This is a genomic window from Luteibacter rhizovicinus, from assembly GCF_004342265.1.
In the GTDB taxonomy this organism is placed as follows: Bacteria; Pseudomonadota; Gammaproteobacteria; order Xanthomonadales; family Rhodanobacteraceae; genus Luteibacter; species Luteibacter rhizovicinus_B.
Genome location: NZ_SMCS01000004.1, coordinates 310,282 through 328,246, shown reverse-complemented (window position 1 = coordinate 328,246; position 17,965 = coordinate 310,282). Strand labels below are relative to the sequence as shown.

Below are 17,965 nucleotides of genomic sequence, written 5' to 3'. Positions count from 1 at the left end.
AGCATCTGGGTGACTGGCCATGCGTCTGGGACGTTCCAGAGCTATGACGTTCGCGGGGCCGAAAATTGAAATGCCGCTCGCCCGATACCGACGATTGGTTCAAAGGGCGTTCAAGGCGAGATCGCATTATGGGGCCATGGACAACCCCGAACCGCTACAGATGAAGACGACCGGCCTGCTCCGGCGCGCCCTGGCGGCGGAGCAGGCCGATCGCATCAGCGTCGATGCGCTCCTAGCCCCCTTACAGCGCCGGGCCTTCGGATTCCTGCTCCTGCTGCTGGCCATCCCCAACTTTCTTCCCGTCCCGCTGGGCATCGGCGGCGTGATGGGGGTATTGGTGATCGCCCTGGGACTGGAGCTCCTGTTCGGCCTTCGGCACCCCTGGATACCCGGCTTCCTGCGCCGGCGAACGCTTTCGCGACAGGGACTGCTGCGATTCCTCGACCGGATCGAACCAGCCACGCGCCGGCTGGAAGCGCTATGCAAACCACGTCTGCGGGCGCTGACCCGGCGACCGATGACACTCGTCTCCGGGGCGGTCATGGTGCTGATCGGCATCCTGCTGGCGTTGCCGATTCCCTTCACCAACTATGTATTCGGCGGCATGCTGATCGCGTTCGCGTTCGCGCTGGTGGAGCGGGACGGTGCCCTGCTGCTTGCCGTATGGGCCGCCGTGGTGACGATCATCGTCGCATCCGCCACCTTCAGCCGCGCTCTGACCGACTACGTCCGCGATTTGTTCTGATCCTGTCCGGCCAGCTGGGCCATGCGCTGCGCGTCGGCAAGAATGCCGTGCAGGATGCGCAGCTCGCGCAGATCGGGCCGCGCCCGCAGGAACAGCTTGCGCAGGCGAAGCATGATCGTCACCGGCGAACGGCCCTTGTGGAAGTCGATGTCGTCCAGTGTCCGGGCCAGGTGCTCGAAGAAGCGTTCGACCTGCTCGGCATCGGCCGGCACGTCCTCCTCGGGTACCTGGATATCGGCGGCGGTCGATTCCTCGGCCAGCATGACCGTGCGTAGCTCGTAGGCAACGACCTGAACGGCCTGCGAGAGATTCAGCGAGCTGAAATCGTCCACGCTGGGAATGCGCACCATGGCATGGCAGCGCGAGAGCTCGTCGTTCTCCAGCCCCGTACGTTCGTTGCCGAAAACCAGCGCCACCTTTTCGCCCCGCCGTGCCGCCGCCAGGGCCTGGCGGGCCCCCTCGCGGGGATCCAGTTCGGGCAACGTCACGCCCCGGCGCCGGGCGCTGAGTCCCAGGGCAAAGGTCGTGCCCGCCAGCGCCTCCACCAGATCGCCGTGGATTTCGGCCTGTCCCAGGACGTCGTCCGCACCCGCCGCCAGGGCCGTGGCCTCGGGGTCGGGAAAGCGGTTGGGTGCCACCAGGCTCAGGCCATCGAAGCCCATGGTGCGCATCGCGCGGGCGGCGGAGCCGATATTCCCCGAGTGCGAGGTACGCACCAGAATGAAGCGGAAACGGTCGCTGAGCTCGGATAAGGCCATGGGGGACACGCATGAAAGGCGGAAAGCGGGAAAGTCTACAACGGGTCCGACTTGGGGCGCGGCGCCCGGGATGCTAAACTCGCCCACCGCCGCGGCACGACCGCGGCCTTTGCTCTCGACCAAGTCAAGCCCATGCCAAGACCCGCAGTCAACGTAGCGGCGCGCGCTGCGCGCTCCGCAGGAAATATCATCCTGCGTTACATGAACCGCATCGAAGGCCTTGCCGTCGTCGAGAAGCAGCGGATGGATTTCGCATCCGAAGTCGATCGACTGGCGGAAGCCGAGATCGTCAAGGAGTTGCGTCGCGCCTATCCGACCCACGCCATTCTCGGCGAGGAATCGGGCGCTATCGGCAAGGGTCCGCTGGTGTGGGTCATCGACCCGCTCGACGGCACGCACAACTATCTTCGCGGCATCCCCCACTTCTCCGTCTCCATCGCCCTTCTCGACAAGGGTGAGCCGGTCTACGGCGTGGTGTTCGATCCGCTTCGCGACGAACTGTTCACCGCCAGCAAGGGCGATGGCGCGTACCTCAACGACCGCCGCATCCGCGTCAGCAAGCGCGAAGGTCTTGCCGGCTCGCTGCTCGGCACGGGCTACCCGTATCGCGCCCGCAATCATATCGAGTCCCAACTGGCGATGACCCAGGCCCTGCTCACCGAGGCCGAAGACATCCGTCGCATGGGTTCGGCGGCACTCGACCTCGCCTATGTGGCGGCCGGTCGTCTCGACGGCTATTTCGAGCCGGGCTTGCAGCCGTGGGACATGGCCGCTGGTGGCCTGCTCGTTCGCGAGGCCGGTGGCGTGTATTGCGATTTCGCCGGCCGCGAAGGCCTGCCGACCAACGGCAATATCATCGCGGCGAATCACAAGATCGCTGCCGCCATGACCACGGTCATCGGCGCCCACGCGACGCCGCGACTGCTTCAGGCCTGATAACACAGCGCGGCGCCCTGCCGCGCTTGTAGGCATTCGCCTGGCAAGCGTGGCAGCGAGGCCCGCGGCACCTCGTGCGGCCATGCTTATGCGCCACAAGAGTGTGACGAAGTTCCGTTTTCGATGTAATGGGGTTTGCACAATCCATTCCGCCGCCCGTCCCCACGGCCGGCGCTTTCACATCGATAAGGACTTCCCCAATGAATCGCAAAACCCTACGTCGCGCCGTTTTCGGCGCGCTGGCTTTGCTCGGCCTCGTATCGGCCGCCCATGCCCAGACTCTCGACGAAATCCCGCGAACGATGATCGTGACCTCGGATCCCCAGTATCCGTGGACTGACAAAATGGATCAGGGCAATAGCGACGAGAGCGACAGCAAGAAGGAGCGCCGCTCCGAAGAACTGATCCGCGAACAGTACAACAGCATCGCCGGGTATCGGCGAGCGCGTCCGGGCATGAATATTCCCGTAGTGATCAATGGCGATCTCACCGCCTACGGTCATGGCTGGCAGCGAAGCAAGATGTCCAGCCTGTACCGGATTCTCGGCGACAACTACTATCTCGGCCTGGGCAACCACGACTACGACAACAATATCCGCCAGTCGAATGGCTCCGGATGCGCCAACAACGGATGCGCACGCGACAGCCTTGACGGATTGCGCGACCACGTAAAGTCCCGGAACGTGCTGGCCTTCGATTTCACCGACCACACGGGCGCGTTTGGCGGCGAGTTCGACGGTAGCTATGCGTATGCCTTCGAGGCAAAGGGCTTCGAGCGCGTAGCGAATATCCAGCTCAATAACTACCCCACCTACGAGGTCTCGTTCACTACGAACAAGACATTCAACTATAAGTTCAACGTCACCTCATCGTTGCCATGGCTTCACGAACTGATGCCGCGACTGAATGCCAGCACCCGCGACTTCGACTTTATGCTGATCCATGTGCATCAGCCCGAATGGGACGCGGGGAGCGGCAATGCATTCACCGAACTGGTAAGGGCAAACAAAGTGCCCGTGGTCTTCGCGGGGCATTTGCACGGCCGGATGGGCCGCTACTACTCGCGAAATTTCGGCAATGTACCGGTCTTTCTGAGCGGATCGGCCTCGCAGCGCACCTACCTGATCGTCGAGCACTACCCGAAAGCAAAAGTGCTGCGCGTCTACGGGGTGCGCAATAACGATCCGGAGAACAAGCAGTTGATCGAGGAAATCCAGGTGCCCGGCCAGGGCTGAGCAAGCCGCGCGTCGTCATCGCCAGATGGCGACGCGCAACTTCAATCCTTGCGCAGGAGGTTGCGCAGGAATGGCACCGTGACGCGTCGCTGCGCGGCGAGCGAGGCACGATCGAGCTGGTCGAGCAGGTCGAGCAGTGCGCCAAGGTCGCGCGCGTGGTGCGCGAATAGCCAGTCGAGCACGTTCTCGTCCAACTCGATACCACGCACCTTCGCCTGCTCGCGCATGATCGTGCGGCGCTCCACATCGGCCAATGGCTTCAACACGAACTGCGTGCATGAACCCAGGCGCGAGCGCAGGTCGGGCAGCACGATATCGATCGCGATGGACGGCACATCCGCGGCGAACAGCAACGTCGCCCCTTCGGCGCGATAACGGTTGAAGGCGTCGAAAAGTGCATGCTCCGCAAGGTCGTCGCCAGCTATGGCGTCGACATCGTCCAGGGCAAGAACGTCGCTACCCGCCATACCGCGAATGGCTTCCGCACGAGATCCGCGCATCCCACCCAGCGGCAGATACTGCGCGGTGCGGCCGGCATCGATCGCGGCCTGGCAAGCGGCGATCAACAGATGCGTGCGACCGCTACCGGCCGGTCCCGCCACGAATACCCAGGGTGCTTCAGGCGAAACGGCCGCCAGACGCACCGCTTCGATCGCAGCCGCGTTCTCGCCGGCGTAGGTGTGCTCGAAACGCTGACGACGCGGCCAACGAAGTGCGAGGGGAAGCTGTGTCGTCATGGACTTCCGTCGTCGACCGTTCGGGATACGTGCGACGTCACCGAGACGTCCACGTCGACTTCGATCTCATCGGGAACATCCGTCGCCGGCTCGGTATACAGCTCGCTCTCGCGATAACGGGCGAACACGTAACGCAGCAGCACTACCACGACCGATGCGGCCGGCAGCGCCAGCAGTACGCCGAGGAAGCCGAACAGATGGCCGCCCGCCAGCACGGCGAAGATCACCGCGACAGGGTGCAGACCGATCTTGCCGCCCACCAGTCGCGGAACCAGCACATAACCCTCGAGCAACTGACCGACGGTAAACACACCGGCGATCATCAGCACGTGGGTCCAGTCGCCGTACTGCACGAGCGCGGCGATCAGCGCGGCAACGAAGCCGATCATGAAGCCGAGATAGGGAACGAAGCTGAGGAGACCCGCGATCATGCCGATCAACGGACCGATGGAGATGCCGACCAGCGTGAGGCCAAGGCCATAGAACACGCCGAGCGCGAGCATCACCAGCAGCTGGCCGCGAACGAAGGCGCCCAGCACCTGGTCCGACTCCTTCGAAAGATGTACCACCACCGGCTCGATCGAGCGCGGCAGCAGGCGACGGATGGTCGCGATCATCGTGTCCCAGTCGCGCAGCAGATAGAACGCAACAACCGGAATCAGCACAAGATTCGTCAGCCACATGACGATGCCCATGCCCGATGCGGACACCTTCGCGATGGTGGCGGCAACCACGGAGCCGACCGAACCGATGTGCTCCTTCACCGTAGCGATCAGCTTGTCGGTATCGAATGTGTCCGGCTCCAGATGCAACCGCTGCTGCACCCAGGGCAGAGCCGTTCCGCGCACCCATTCGATGTATCGCGGCAGGTTCTCCGACAGGTTCTCGAACTGGTGCTGGATCAGCGGCACGAGCAGCAGCAGCGCGCCGATGACCACGATGACCAGCACGGTGAACACGATGCTGACGGCCAGTGTCCGCCCCATGCCAAGGCGCTGCAGACGATCCGCGAGCGGGTCGCCGAGATAGGCGAGCATCGCGGCGATCGCGAAAGGCATCAGCACAGGCGCCAGCAGCCAGATCACGAAGATGATGACCGCGGCAATAGCCAGCAGCTGCCAGCGGCGCGAGGTGTCGTGAGTCATGCGTGTCCCGATCGACTAAAGGAAGGAATCCGCGACTTTCCCGAAGCGGATGTGATGCGAGTGTGCCCGAAGACGCCGCGCGAAGCGGGGCTGGCTGGCCTGACGCGGACTGTCAAGGAACCCAGCGTGTGCTGATATCGGCACCTTCATGGCCATCGGCGGCCAGGATATGGCCCTCCGCGGCATAGCCGGCGACCAGACGGGCAAGGGGCGCCGACGCGCTTACCGAAAGCAGGACGCCGTCGTTCTGCGCGGAAAGCGTAGCGACCGAACGCACTGCCGGATCGTTCTGGAAGGTAGCCAGCAAAGCGGCATAGTCCGCCGCCGAACGCAGGCCCGATACCCAGACCTTGCCGCTGGAGCTGCCGCTGGCGGAGCTGACGAACTGACGGTCGAGACGATCGGCCATGGCATTGGCGCCATTGGCCAGCAGTGCCGGCAAGGCCTCGCCACTGTCCTTCCAGCTCTGCGAACGGCCTGCGGACACCAGTGTCCAGTCCGTGTCGCCACCGGTATCGACCGTGCCCTGCAGGATGACCGCGGTGTTGTATTGCCGGGCGATGCTCGCCAGCGTCGTAGCGTCGGCGCCGGCGATGGCGGCCGGATCGGGGACGTTGTCGGTCTTGGGCGACACGACGGGATAGCCGCGCGTGTCCGCCATCTGCGTCAGCGGGATCAGGGATTCGGGCGCGAGCACCTTGCCGGTGGCATCGCGGACGATGACCAGCACCGGCGCCTTGGGAGCCGCTGCGGCACTGTCGCCGACACTGAGGACACGGCGGATCGCGCCGGGATCGAACGTGACCTCGAGGCTCATCGGCGAACCCGCGCCACCGGTGGCGCGGGCGTACTGGTATTGCTGGACCAGGCCGCCGGGTTGCTTCATGGCTTCGGCATAACCGGGCTTGGTCCGGGGATCGGCCCCGCCGTTGGCGCGCGCCAGCACCTGGGTCAGGGCCGAGGCGAAGGCCTGATCGCGGACCGGCTGGGTGGTATCGGCCACGGGCACGGTCACCGAATACACGGTGGTCTGGGCCATGACAGGCGACAGCACGGCCAGGGCGAGCAGCAGCAGAACGGCGAGAAGGCGGCTTGGGCGCATGGCGGGGAGATATCGCTTATATAGAGACAGGAAGTCTGCCCAATCCGGGCGATAACGTCCATCGCGGATAGGCTAGCCCGCGCTGGCATGCTGCTATCATTGCGCGTTTCGTCAGTGCCGGAATCGTCTTATGTCCTCCGACCAGGGCTCCCTTACCTACCGTGCCGCGGGCGTCGACATCGACGCCGGCAATGCCGTCGTCGAACGTATCAAGCCACTGGTGAAGCGTACCTTCCGCCCTGAGGTCATGGGCGGACTCGGCGGCTTCGGCGGCCTGTTCGACCTCTCCGGCCGCTACCGGGAGCCGGTGCTCGTCTCCGGCACCGATGGCGTGGGCACCAAGCTCAAGCTCGCCCAACAATTGGGTCGCCACGACACGATCGGCATTGACCTGGTCGGCATGTGCGTCAACGACGTCCTGGTCCAGGGCGCCGAGCCGCTGTTCTTCCTCGATTATTTCGCCACCGGCAAGCTGGACGTCGACACGACGGTTTCGGTCGTCGGCGGCATCGCACGGGGCTGCGAACTGGCCGGTTGCGCGCTCATCGGCGGCGAAACCGCCGAAATGCCCGATATGTACCCGCCTGGCGAATACGACCTGGCCGGCTTCACCGTCGGCGCGGTCGAGAAGTCGGACCTGCTCGACGGCAGCGCCATCGCCGCTGGCGACATCGTCCTGGGCGTTGCCTCGTCGGGTCCGCATTCGAACGGCTATTCCCTGGTTCGTCGCATCCTCGAGCGCGCCGGCAGCCCGCTGGACCTCGACCTGGGCGGCGTGTCGCTCGGCGATGCCCTCATGGCGCCGACCACGATCTACGTGAAGCCCATCCTCGACGTGGTGAAGAAAGTGCCGGTGCACGGCATGGCCCACATCACCGGCGGCGGTCTCAAGGAAAACATCATCCGCGTAGTACCCGAGGGTCTGGGCATCGAACTCGACAGCACGTCCTGGACGCTCCCGCCCGTGTTCCAGTGGCTGCAGCGCGAAGGCAAGGTCGAGCGCGAGGAAATGTGGCGCACGTTCAACTGCGGCATCGGCTTTACCCTGCTGATCGCCGCCGGGGACGTCGATGCCGCCAAAACGGCGCTCGCCGCCCACGGCCTGGCATCGTGGGCCATCGGCAAGATCGTTCCCGCCACGGGCGAAGAACGCGTCCACATCGCCTGACGTCGATGGCTGCCGCACCGCTGCGTATCGCCGCACTCGCTTCCGGGCGCGGCAGCAATCTTGGCGCCCTGATCGCCGCCCGCGACGACGGGCGGCTTCCCGTCGAATTCGTCCTGGTCGGTAGCGACAAGGCGAGCGCGGGCGCACTCCAGATCGCCTCGGCGGCGGGCATACCGACGCTCGCATTGAATCCCCGCGACTACGCGGACCGCCGCGATTTCGACCTCGACCTGTTCGGTCGCATCGCCGCCAGTGGCGCCGACCTGCTGGTGCTCGCCGGCTTCATGCGTATCGTCGATGCCGAGGCCATCGCACCCTGGGCGGGTCGCGCCATCAACGTCCATCCCTCGCTGCTGCCAAAGTACCGTGGGCTGCACACCCATCGCCGCTGTCTCGAAGCCGGCGATGCCGAACATGGCGCCAGCGTGCATTTCGTCACGGCCGAACTCGACGGCGGTCCGGTCATCGCGCAGGCGCGGATCGCCGTACACCCGGACGATACCGAGCAGACGCTTGCCGAGCGCCTGTTGATCGAGGAACACCGGTTGCTACCGGCGACCGTGATGGCCATCGCGAACGGGCGACTGACGTGGGAGGGCGCACCGGTTTTTGATGGCGCCCCCGTCGAGAAACCGCTCCGGCTGACCGCAAACGGCAACCTGGAACGCTCTCTGTAGGAGCCCGCTTGCGGGCGAAAGCCAACAGGGCGAGGAAAACGGATGCTCACCTTCGCGAGCCCGATCTACGGGCTGCGGATGCAAACCACATCGTCACCGCTTCGTTGGCTTTCGCCCGCAAGCGGGCTCCTACAGAGAGCGCTCCTGCGCCACGCCCTACGCCATCGTTCAGCATCGCGGGCTAAACTCGGGCCCATGACTATCTCATCCCGCCTCCTCCGCAGTACCGCCCTCGCCCTCGCTCTTGTCGCCGGTTCGGCCATGGCCGCCGACACTGTACCGAAGGCGTTCACCGCCACCTACCAGGTCCTGAAGGACGGCGAGCCGCTCGGCGAAGCCACGGTCACCCTGAAGGCCACCAGCGGCGGTCAGTTCGAATACGCCAACAGCACGAAGGGCACCTCGGGCCTGGCCGCCATGCTCGGCGCCAATGTCGACGAGGTTTCGCATTTCCGCTGGTCCAGCCTGGTGCCCGAAGCCGTCAGCTACGACTACAGCATGACCGCGTCGATCAAGTCGAAGCAGCGTCATCTCAAGGTCGACTGGAACAGCAAGCAGGTCAGCGTGGACGACAACGGCAAGAGCTTCGGCTATGCCGCCACGCCCGGTATGGTCGAGCGCAATACCCTGCCCCTCGCCCTGGGCGTCGCGCTACGCGCCGGCCATCAGCAGATCGCGCTTCCGGTCGCCGTGAAGCAGGAAGTCGAGAACCAACAATTCAAGGTATCGGGCAAGGAAAAAGTGCAGGTGCCCGCGGGTTCGTTCGATGCGGTGCGCATCGACCGCGTCGATGCCGATCGCGGCTTCAACGCCTGGTACGTGCCGGCGAAATTTCCCGTACCGGTAAAGCTGGCGCAGAAAGACGGCGGTAACCTGACGATGCAGCTGGTCAGTTATTCGGGCAAGTAGCGCGACGCGCTACTGCTGTAGGAGCCCGCTTGCGGGCGAAAGCCAACGGAGCGAGGAAGACGGATGCTCACATCCGCGAGCCAGATCTATGGGCTGCGGATGTCACGCACAGCATCGCTGCTACGTTGGCTTTCGCCCGCAAGCGGGCTCCTACAATTTTACGACGGCAGACGGCGGATCTTCGCGCCGAGTACGCCGAGCTTTTCCTCGATGTTTTCGTAGCCGCGATCGATGTGATAAACGCGATCGACCGTGGTGTCGCCTTCCGCGACCAGTCCGGCCAGCACGAGACACGCGGATGCGCGCAGGTCGGTTGCCATGATCGGCGCACCGCTCATCTGCGGCACGCCGGTGATGATCGCCGTATTGCCTTCCAGACGGATATCGGCGCCCAGGCGCTGAAGTTCGTGCGCGTGCATGAAGCGGTTTTCGAACACCGTTTCCGTGATGACGCCGACGCCTTCGGCCACGCAGTTCAGCGCGGTGAACTGCGCCTGCATGTCGGTCGGGAATGCCGGATACGGCGCGGTGGTGATGTTGACGGCCTTCGGACGCTTGCCGCGCATATCGAGCTCGATCCAGTCGTCGCCCGTGTTGATGTGCGCGCCGGCTTCCTCGAGCTTCGCCAGCACCGCATCCATCGTGCCGGCACGCGCATTGCGGGCGCGGACCTTGCCGCCCGTCATGGCGGCACCGACGAGGAACGTGCCGGTTTCGATACGGTCCGGCAGCACTTCGTATTCGGCGCCGTGCAGACGCTCCACGCCATGGATGATGAGCGTGGACGTGCCCACGCCTTCGATCTGCGCACCCATTGCGATGAGGCAGTTGGCCAGGTCGACGACCTCGGGCTCCTGCGCCGCGTTTTCGATGATCGTCGTACCCGAGGCGAGGGTGGCGGCCATCAGGATGTTCTCGGTACCGGTGACGGTGACCATGTCCATGACGATGCGGGCGCCCTTCAGACGCTTCGCGGTGGCCTTGATGTTGCCGTTTTCGACCGTGACCTCGGCGCCAAGCGCCTGCAGGCCGCGGATGTGCTGGTCGACGGGGCGAGAGCCGATCGCGCAGCCGCCGGGCAGCGAAACCTCTGCCTTGCCGTAGCGAGCGACGAGCGGGCCGAGCACCAGGATCGACGCGCGCATGGTGCGCACCAGTTCATACGGGGCGACGCAGTTGTTTTCCGGACGCGGATCGATGTGCATCTTCATGCGATCGTCGAGAATCAGTTGCACGCCCATACGGCCGAGCAGCTCGATGAAGGTGGTGACGTCGTGCAGATGTGGCACGTTGCCGATGCTGACCGGTTCGTCGGCGAGCAGGCAGGAAGCGAGGATGGGAAGAACGGCGTTTTTCGCACCGGAAATACCGACTTCGCCGTTGAGCGGCGTGCCGCCACTGATCACGATCTTGGCCATGAGAACCTTAAGCTTGGGAGGAAGGGGGGCGTAGCGGCGCCGTCAGCGGCGCGCGGCAGCCTCTTCCGGAGTGAGTGTTTTCAGGCCGAGCGCGTGGATCGCGCCGCCCATGAGGTCGCCAAGAGTGGCGTAAACCAGACGATGACGCGCCAGCGGCAGCTTGCCGGCGAACTGTTCGGCGACCACATCGGCCTCGAAATGAACGCCATCTTCGCCGCGTACGTCCGCCCGGGCGCCGGGCAGGCCGCTTTCGATCAATGCCTGGATACGGGCAGCGTCCATGAAATCTCCGGAATGGGGGTCGGCCTTTTTGCCGGGGGGATTCGAAACGAACCCTGAACCACCGGTCGATGGCAGCGACGATAAAATGAGAATATGTAATGGTAATGGAAATCCGGTGTCGCAGAAATGGACGCCTTAAGGCAACGAGACCGCATGAACGCCCGTATCGCAACGCCCGTTAAACCCACAGTCGTCAACGCCGATGCCGTGGTGCGTAGCGCACGCACGGTAATCGCCACCGAAGCCGCCGCCATCCGGGCTCTGGAATCGCGTATCGACGCTTCGTTCGTCGAAGCCTGCCACCTCATCCTGGGGTGCAAGGGCCGCATCGTCGTGTCCGGCATGGGGAAATCGGGTCATATCGCCCGGAAAATCGCCGCCACGCTGGCCTCCACGGGTACGCCGGCTTTCTTCGTCCACCCGGGCGAGGCCAGTCATGGCGATCTGGGCATGATCATGCCCGACGACATCCTGCTCGCCATCTCCTATTCGGGCGAAACGGACGAGCTGCTCTTCATCCTGCCCGCGATCAAGCGCCAGGGCATTCCGATGATCTCGATCACGGGCAGTCCGAAATCCTCATTGGCCAGCCAGGCCAACGTGAATCTGGACGCGGGCATCCCCTCGGAAGCCTGCCCGCTAGGACTGGCCCCAACCGCCAGCACCACGGCCGCGCTGGTCGTAGGCGACGCGCTGGCGATCGCCCTGCTGGAAGCGCGCGGCTTCACGGCCGACGATTTCGCGCGGTCGCACCCCGCCGGTAGCCTCGGGCGCCGCCTGTTGCTGCATATCGCCGACGTCATGCACTCGGGCGAAGACGTGCCGAGGGTCGGTCCGGATGCCAGCCTGACCCAGGCCCTGGTCGAAATGACCCGTAAACACCTCGGCATGACCGCCGTGGTCGACGCCGAAGGGCACCTGCTGGGCGTCTTCACCGATGGCGATCTGCGACGCGCCCTCGACGACGATGGCGTCGATCTGCGCGGTGCGACCGTGGCGGAACTGATGACCCGCGGTCCCAAGACCATCGGCTCGGACAAGCTGGCTGTCGAAGCGGCGCAGCTGATGGAACAACACCAGATCCACGCGCTGCTCGTGGTCGACGCGGAACAGCGTGTCGTCGGCGCCCTCAATATTCACGACCTGCTCCGCGCCCGCGTAGTCTGAATCGGCCATCGGTTATGCCCGCGGCGGCTCTCGCGCCGCGGCGGCACCGTACCTTCGAGCAACCTGCCCCATGTCATATAAGCACTACATCGATGTTCCCGCCGACGTGACCGCACGTGCGGCGCAGGTGCGCCTGGTGGTTTTCGACGTCGATGGCACGCTTACCGATGGCCGGCTCTGGTACGCCGAGGATGGTCGCGAAACCAAGGTGTTCCATGTCCACGACGGGCTGGGCCTCAAGCGCCTGCAGGCCAACGGCGTGCACGTGGCGATCATCACCGCCCGCATCAGCCATCCGGTGGCGCTGCGTGCCGAGGAACTCGATATCGCGCATGTCTATCAGGGCCAGAAGGACAAGCGCGGCTGTCTCCGGCAGCTGATCGAGGCCCTGGGACTGACACCCGAACAAGTGGCCTTTGTCGGCGACGACCTGCCCGACCTGCCCGCCATGGGCATCTCCGGCCTGGCCATCGCCGTCGCCAATGCGCACCCCTGGGTGGCCGAGCGGGCCCACTGGCGCACCAATCTCTCGGGCGGCTACGGCGCGGCCCGCGAAGTCTGCGACATGATTCTCGCGGCCCAGGGCAAGGCTGCCGCCGAGCTGGAACGCTGGCTGTGAGCGTTCTCAACCTCCTGCGCGACCGCAGCAGCACCACGATCGGGCTCGTCCTTGCCGGGGCGCTCGGCGTAAGCGTGCTGCTCTATTACTGGGTCGCGCCGGAACCCAAGAAAAACGACTTCGTCGGCCCCCCGCGTTCGGGCTATACGCTGAAGAATTTCACGCTCGACTCGTATAACGAGCTTGGCAAGCCCAGTTTTCAGCTGATTGCACCTCATCTGGAGCGCCGCGAAGGCGACGAATCGCTGTACATCAACGCGCCCGATTTCGTGCTGCCGTCGACCAAACCCGATGCGCCCCATACGCCGCCCTGGAAAGGCAACTCCCAGTACGGCTGGGTGAACAAGGACGGCAGCCTGCTGAAGCTGCAAGGCAAGGTGTTCATGGCGCGGCCAGCCTTCGAAAACACCCAGGCCGCGCATATCACCACGTCCGAGGTCACCGCATGGCCGAAGGAGAACCGCCTGGAAACCGACGAGGCGGCGCAGATCGTGCAGGGAACATCTACAATGAGCGGCATTGGCATGCGCGCCAATCTCGACACCAAGCACCTGGAGCTACTCGATGACGTCCACAGCACGTTCCAGCCGCGCAAGCGCTAACGTCCTGCTCGCCCTGCTCGGCATCGGACTGCTCGCTTCCATGCCAGCGGCCGCCAAGAAGAGCGATCGCGAGCAGGCAGCCAACGTCACGTCGAAGTCCTTCGACGGATCGCAGCAGCCCAACGGCATCCAGATATTCACGACCAACGTCGTGATGACCCAGGGCACGCTGAAGGTCACCGGATCCAAAGCCACCGTTTATACGGATGCCGACAACTCGATCACGCGCGTCGTGATCGACGGTAACCCTGCGACCATCCATCAGCTCGACGACACCGACCAGCCGATGGATGGCCACGCCAACAACATCGACTACAAGCCCGGCACCGACGCCACGAAGACCGCGCCGGCCACGTCGGGCGTTGCCATCCTCACGGGCAACGCCAGCGTGAAGCAACCCAACAAGGGCGATGCCGCAGGTGACAAACTCACTTACAACACCGACGACAGCACGATGAAGGGCGAAAGCAACGGCGAAGGCGTCGTCGTCATGAACTTCCAGCCCAAGCCCAAACCCGGAGCGGCTCCCGCCAAGCCCGCCGCGACTCCCGCCACACCCGCCACTCCCCCGAAGAAACCCTGACGATGCTTTCAGCCCAAGGCCTGCAGAAGCGCTTTCGTTCGCGCCAGGTAGTACGCGATTTCGGCTTCTCCATCCGCGAGGGCGAGGTAGTGGGCCTGCTCGGCCCGAACGGCGCCGGCAAAACCACCTGTTTTTACATGGTGGTGGGCCTGATCCAGGCCGATGCCGGCGTGATCAAGCTCGACCAGCAGGACATCACGGGACTGCCCATGCATTCCCGCGCCAAGCTGGGCATCGGTTACCTGCCGCAGGAAGCCTCGGTGTTCCGTCGCCTGAGCGTGTCGGACAACATCCTCGCGGTGCTGGAACTGCGCGACGGCCTGAGCCAGAAACAGCGCAACGACGAGCTGGAAAGCCTGCTCGACGAGTTGAAAATCAGTCACATCGCCGATCAGAAGGGCATCAGTCTCTCCGGTGGCGAGCGCCGTCGCGTCGAGATCGCCCGCGCCCTGGCTGCACGTCCCCGTTACATGCTGCTCGACGAGCCGTTCGCGGGCGTCGACCCGATTTCCGTCGGCGAAATCCAGCGCATCGTGCGACACCTGAAGGAACGCGGCATCGGTGTGCTGATTACCGACCATAACGTTCGCGAAACACTTGGTATCTGCGATCGCGCGTACATCCTGAACGACGGCGAGGTGCTGTCCCGGGGCACGCCCCAGCACATCCTCTCCGACGAAAAGGTCCGCGAGGTTTACCTCGGCCGCGAGTTCAAGATCTGATCCCGGTCAGCACCCGCGCGCCTTCCGGTGCGCGCGCGGATCGCCCTACCCATGTCGGACGCGCCCGCATCCAGGCAGCGTCGACTTCCCGCTGGTCCGGGCCTTCGCGAGGGGTTAGGATGCCTTTGACGACTCACGTACGGCAGGTATGAAACCCGGACTCCAGTTTCGCCTTCACCAGCAGCTCACCCTGACGCCACAGCTGCAACAAGCCATCCGGCTACTGCAACTGTCGCAGTTGGAGCTGGAGGCTGAACTGCGCCAGATCGCCGAAAGCAATCCGTTGCTGGAATTCGCGGAAGACGCCGAAGCGGAAGAAGCGGACGACACCGAGTTCGAGGCGCCCGAATTCGTGGCGCGCGATGAACCGACGGCCAAGGCGAAGAAAGACGAAGAACCCGCCAGTGCGTCCAGCGAAGACGTCGCACCGGAATGGGACGACGAACGCACGCACAGCGATTCCGGCGATTATGCCGGCGCACCGTCGCGCAACGGATCAACCGACGACGACGGATTCGAACCCCAGAACGCCGCTCCCGAAAACCTCCAGCAACACCTGGAATGGCAACTCAATCTGTCGCAGTTCAATCCGCGCGATGCCGCGATCGCCACGGCGATCATTCACGCGCTCGACGAAGACGGTTACCTGCATGAAGGTATCGAAGCCGTCGCAGCCGCGCTGCCCGCAGGACTGAATGCGAGCAACGACGAAATCGACGCCGTGCGTCAACGCGTGCAGCGGTTCGATCCCACCGGTGTCGCCAGCCTCAACCTCAAGGACTGCCTGCTGGCCCAGCTGTTGCAATTCGCACCGGACGTACCTCAACGCGACCTGGCGATCCGCATCGTCGGGGAAGACCTCGAACTGCTCGCACGCAACGATATCGCCAAGATTGCACGTCGCATGCGCGCTGGCGAAGACGAAACCGCCACCGCGGCAGCGCTCATCCGCAGCCTTGATCCACGCCCCGGCGCGGCGCTGGACGCCACGCCCGTGGAATATGTCGCACCCGACGTATACGCGCGGCGCGACAACGGCCGTTGGCACGTCAGTCTGAATGCCGACGCACAGCCGCGCCTTGGCCTGAACCAGCACTATTGCAACCTCATCGCACGCGCACGCGGCGACGACGCCACATGGATGAAGGGCCAGCTCCAGGAAGCCCGTTGGCTGCTGAAAAGCCTCCAGTCGCGTGCCGAAACATTGCAGAAGGTCGCGGAAGTCATCGTCCGCAGGCAGAGCGCCTTCCTCGATTACGGCCCCGAGGCCATGCACCCGCTGGTGCTGCGCGAGGTCGCCGAAGAAGTCGGCATGCACGAATCCACCATCTCGCGCGTCACCACGCGGAAATACCTGCACACGCCGCGCGGCACGTTCGAGCTGAAACACTTCTTCTCCAGCGGCGTGGCCACCGAAGACGGCGGCAGCGCCTCGGCCACGGCCATCCAGGCCATGCTGCGCAAACTCATTACCGCGGAAGATCCGCGGCGCCCGTTATCCGATCAGGCACTCGCGGAGGAATTGCATCGACGCGGCATTCAGGTCGCACGACGTACGGTAGCGAAGTACCGCGAGGCGCTTCGCATTCCAAGCTCTAGCGAACGAACGCGCGCCGGTTGAATCGCGGCTGCGGGAACCCCACTGCGAATAGTGTGTCTTCATAAGTTCAGGCTCGAGGAGCAGGCCAAGGCCGCTCCGTCCTCGTCGCCGAAACGGCGACAACCTCAGCAACAAGGAGGCGTCATGAAAGTACAGCTCAGCGGCAAGCACATTGACATCACCCCGGCTCTGCGCGAACGAGTCGAGTCACAAATCAGCCGCTTCGAACGCCTTTTCGAGAATATAAAAATTCTGACCGTGGTCCTCTCCGTCGACGCCGAGAAAAAGGCCGCGGGAACTCTCGCCTGCGCTGGCGACAACCTGCACGCGGAGGCTACCGGCACCGACATGTACGTCGCCATCGATGCGATGATGGCCAAGCTGGTCGACCAGTTGCGCAAGCACAAAGAAAAACTCACCGATCACCACAATCAGGAAGTCCGCAACGCCCGCGCCGCGGGTTGATGCGCTCTCCCAAGGCCGCCCCATACGGGGCGGCCCGCCGGCTCCGAGGCCCTTGCCGGGCCAGCCGAACCCTCTTGATGGCACAATACGGTTCACGACGACGCCGCAGGTGGCGTCGCAACCTGCCGTCAAAGGATCCCAAGTGGACCGGCTTACCGCCAGACAACTGTTCGACGGAGTGCACGAGCGCATGGCGCTGCGCTGGGCCGCCGGCATGCGTGGCGAAGCCCGCGTCCTGGAGCCCAATGCGAAGCAGAGCCGCCGGCCCTCGCTGGTTGGCTATCTCAACGTCATCTATCCCAACAAGATCCAGATCGTCGGCACCGAGGAGCTCATCTACCTCGATGGCCTCGATTCGCGCCAGCGCTGGGAAACGATCCACAAGATCGCCGCCTATCAGCCAGCCGCGCTGATCGTCACGAAAGATCAGTCGATCCCTTCCGACCTGCGCGAAGTGGCGGAAGAAACCGACACACCGCTCTGGCAGAGCACCAAGCGCGGACACGAACTGCTGACGTACCTGCAATACCACCTCGCGCGCACCCTTGCGCCGCGGGTCACCTTGCACGGCGTTTTCCTCGAAGTCTTCTCCATCGGGGTCCTGATCACCGGTGGGCCGGGCTCGGGCAAGAGCGAACTGGCGCTGGAACTGATCAGCCGCGGCCATCGTCTGGTGGCCGACGATGCGACCGAGTTCACCCTGATCGCACCGGACGTTATCGACGGAGCCTGCCCCGAGCTGTTGCAGGACCTGCTGGAAGTGCGCGGCCTGGGCGTGCTGAATATCCGTGAAATGTTCGGTCATACGGCGGTCAAGCCCTCCAAGTACCTTCGTCTCGTGATTCACCTGAAGCCGATGCGCGACGGCGAGGAAACCGACGCCATGACCCGCCTCACCGGCGACGTCAGCCGGCGCAACGTCCTCGATGTCGACGTGCCGATGATCACCATTCCCGTGGCCCCCGGCCGCAACCTGTCGGTGCTGGTCGAGGCCGCTGTGCGAAACCACGTACTGAAGAGCAAGGGCATCGATCCGGCCCAGACATTCATCGACCGTCAGGCACATCAGATGCGTCGGCTTCCTCCCTGGTAGAG

The 17,965-nt window shown here is 64.4% G+C and carries 20 protein-coding genes; 14 read left to right on the top strand and 6 right to left on the bottom strand.

Going from position 1 to position 17,965, the window contains the following annotated elements:
* The first annotated feature begins 136 nt into the window (after positions 1 to 136).
* On the top strand, positions 137 to 745 hold the full coding sequence (locus EC912_RS12340) for an exopolysaccharide biosynthesis protein (RefSeq protein ID WP_165973582.1): 609 nt from the start codon (positions 137 to 139) through the stop codon (positions 743 to 745).
* Here EC912_RS12340 and EC912_RS12335 read toward each other — a convergent pair.
* On the bottom strand, positions 724 to 1,503 hold the full coding sequence (locus tag EC912_RS12335) for an RNA methyltransferase (RefSeq protein WP_132144428.1): 780 nt from the start codon (positions 1,501 to 1,503) through the stop codon (positions 724 to 726). The genes EC912_RS12340 and EC912_RS12335 overlap by 22 nt on opposite strands.
* A gap of 132 nt (positions 1,504 to 1,635) precedes the next feature.
* Here EC912_RS12335 and EC912_RS12330 point away from each other — a divergent pair, with 132 nt between their 5' ends.
* Together EC912_RS12330 and EC912_RS12325 are read left to right on the top strand one after the other, a co-directional pair.
* Complete coding sequence (locus tag EC912_RS12330) at positions 1,636 to 2,439, top strand: inositol monophosphatase family protein (protein WP_132144426.1); 804 nt, start codon at positions 1,636 to 1,638, stop codon at positions 2,437 to 2,439.
* A gap of 200 nt (positions 2,440 to 2,639) precedes the next feature.
* A complete protein-coding gene (locus EC912_RS12325; RefSeq protein ID WP_165973581.1) occupies positions 2,640 to 3,674 on the top strand; it encodes a metallophosphoesterase in 1,035 nt (344 codons plus the stop codon).
* 41 nt (positions 3,675 to 3,715) lie between these two features.
* Here the strand turns inward: EC912_RS12325 and hda are convergent, their stop codons facing one another.
* The 3 genes from hda to EC912_RS12310 all read right to left on the bottom strand — a co-directional run bounded on the left by hda (position 3,716) and on the right by EC912_RS12310 (position 6,658).
* Complete coding sequence (hda, locus tag EC912_RS12320) at positions 3,716 to 4,411, bottom strand: DnaA regulatory inactivator Hda (RefSeq protein WP_132144422.1); 696 nt, start codon at positions 4,409 to 4,411, stop codon at positions 3,716 to 3,718.
* The gene (locus EC912_RS12315; protein WP_132144420.1) at positions 4,408 to 5,556 is read right to left on the bottom strand and encodes an AI-2E family transporter; all 1,149 of its coding nucleotides are present in this window, start codon (positions 5,554 to 5,556) and stop codon (positions 4,408 to 4,410) included. The genes hda and EC912_RS12315 overlap by 4 nt, the downstream gene beginning before the upstream one ends.
* Before the next feature lie 112 nt (positions 5,557 to 5,668).
* Positions 5,669 to 6,658: a DUF2066 domain-containing protein gene (locus EC912_RS12310; RefSeq protein ID WP_132144418.1), complete on the bottom strand. Its 990-nt coding sequence runs from the start codon at positions 6,656 to 6,658 to the stop codon at positions 5,669 to 5,671.
* 130 nt (positions 6,659 to 6,788) lie between these two features.
* Between EC912_RS12310 and purM the strand changes: the two genes are divergently transcribed.
* The 3 genes from purM (at position 6,789) to EC912_RS12295 (ending at position 9,412) form a co-directional block, all read left to right on the top strand.
* Complete coding sequence (gene purM / locus EC912_RS12305; protein WP_132144416.1) at positions 6,789 to 7,826, top strand: phosphoribosylformylglycinamidine cyclo-ligase; 1,038 nt, start codon at positions 6,789 to 6,791, stop codon at positions 7,824 to 7,826.
* A 5-nt stretch (positions 7,827 to 7,831) separates the two neighbouring features.
* Complete coding sequence (gene purN, locus EC912_RS12300) at positions 7,832 to 8,503, top strand: phosphoribosylglycinamide formyltransferase (RefSeq protein ID WP_132144413.1); 672 nt, start codon at positions 7,832 to 7,834, stop codon at positions 8,501 to 8,503.
* Between the two features lie 195 nt (positions 8,504 to 8,698).
* Positions 8,699 to 9,412, top strand: coding sequence for a DUF3108 domain-containing protein (locus EC912_RS12295; protein ID WP_132144411.1), 714 nt, complete (start codon positions 8,699 to 8,701; stop codon positions 9,410 to 9,412).
* A 158-nt stretch (positions 9,413 to 9,570) separates the two neighbouring features.
* Here the strand turns inward: EC912_RS12295 and murA are convergent, their stop codons facing one another.
* Together murA and EC912_RS12285 are read right to left on the bottom strand one after the other, a co-directional pair.
* On the bottom strand, positions 9,571 to 10,830 hold the full coding sequence (murA, locus tag EC912_RS12290; protein WP_132144409.1) for a UDP-N-acetylglucosamine 1-carboxyvinyltransferase: 1,260 nt from the start codon (positions 10,828 to 10,830) through the stop codon (positions 9,571 to 9,573).
* A gap of 42 nt (positions 10,831 to 10,872) precedes the next feature.
* Positions 10,873 to 11,112: a BolA family protein gene (locus tag EC912_RS12285; protein WP_132144407.1), complete on the bottom strand. Its 240-nt coding sequence runs from the start codon at positions 11,110 to 11,112 to the stop codon at positions 10,873 to 10,875.
* 165 nt (positions 11,113 to 11,277) lie between these two features.
* On the opposite strand from EC912_RS12285, the gene EC912_RS12280 reads away from it, so the two are divergent.
* From EC912_RS12280 to hprK, 8 genes are all read left to right on the top strand, one after another.
* Positions 11,278 to 12,279 carry a KpsF/GutQ family sugar-phosphate isomerase gene (locus EC912_RS12280; RefSeq protein WP_428993101.1) on the top strand — a complete coding sequence of 334 codons (1,002 nt, stop codon included), beginning with the start codon at positions 11,278 to 11,280 and terminating at the stop codon, positions 12,277 to 12,279.
* 70 nt (positions 12,280 to 12,349) lie between these two features.
* A complete protein-coding gene (locus EC912_RS12275) occupies positions 12,350 to 12,898 on the top strand; it encodes a KdsC family phosphatase (protein ID WP_132144403.1) in 549 nt (182 codons plus the stop codon).
* Positions 12,895 to 13,500, top strand: coding sequence for an LPS export ABC transporter periplasmic protein LptC (gene lptC, locus EC912_RS12270; RefSeq protein WP_132144401.1), 606 nt, complete (start codon positions 12,895 to 12,897; stop codon positions 13,498 to 13,500). The genes EC912_RS12275 and lptC overlap by 4 nt, the downstream gene beginning before the upstream one ends.
* Positions 13,463 to 14,083, top strand: a complete 621-nt coding sequence (gene lptA / locus EC912_RS12265; protein ID WP_132144399.1) for a lipopolysaccharide transport periplasmic protein LptA — start codon at positions 13,463 to 13,465, stop codon at positions 14,081 to 14,083. Before lptC ends, lptA begins: the two co-directional genes overlap by 38 nt.
* Before the next feature lie 2 nt (positions 14,084 to 14,085).
* Entirely contained in the window at positions 14,086 to 14,805 is a 720-nt protein-coding gene (lptB, locus tag EC912_RS12260) for an LPS export ABC transporter ATP-binding protein (RefSeq protein WP_132144397.1), read from the top strand.
* Between the two features lie 148 nt (positions 14,806 to 14,953).
* Positions 14,954 to 16,426 carry an RNA polymerase factor sigma-54 gene (locus EC912_RS12255; RefSeq protein WP_132144395.1) on the top strand — a complete coding sequence of 491 codons (1,473 nt, stop codon included), beginning with the start codon at positions 14,954 to 14,956 and terminating at the stop codon, positions 16,424 to 16,426.
* A gap of 123 nt (positions 16,427 to 16,549) precedes the next feature.
* Positions 16,550 to 16,870, top strand: a complete 321-nt coding sequence (gene hpf / locus EC912_RS12250; protein WP_132144393.1) for a ribosome hibernation-promoting factor, HPF/YfiA family — start codon at positions 16,550 to 16,552, stop codon at positions 16,868 to 16,870.
* A gap of 142 nt (positions 16,871 to 17,012) precedes the next feature.
* Complete coding sequence (gene hprK, locus EC912_RS12245) at positions 17,013 to 17,963, top strand: HPr(Ser) kinase/phosphatase (RefSeq protein ID WP_132144391.1); 951 nt, start codon at positions 17,013 to 17,015, stop codon at positions 17,961 to 17,963.
* Positions 17,964 to 17,965 lie beyond the last annotated feature (2 nt).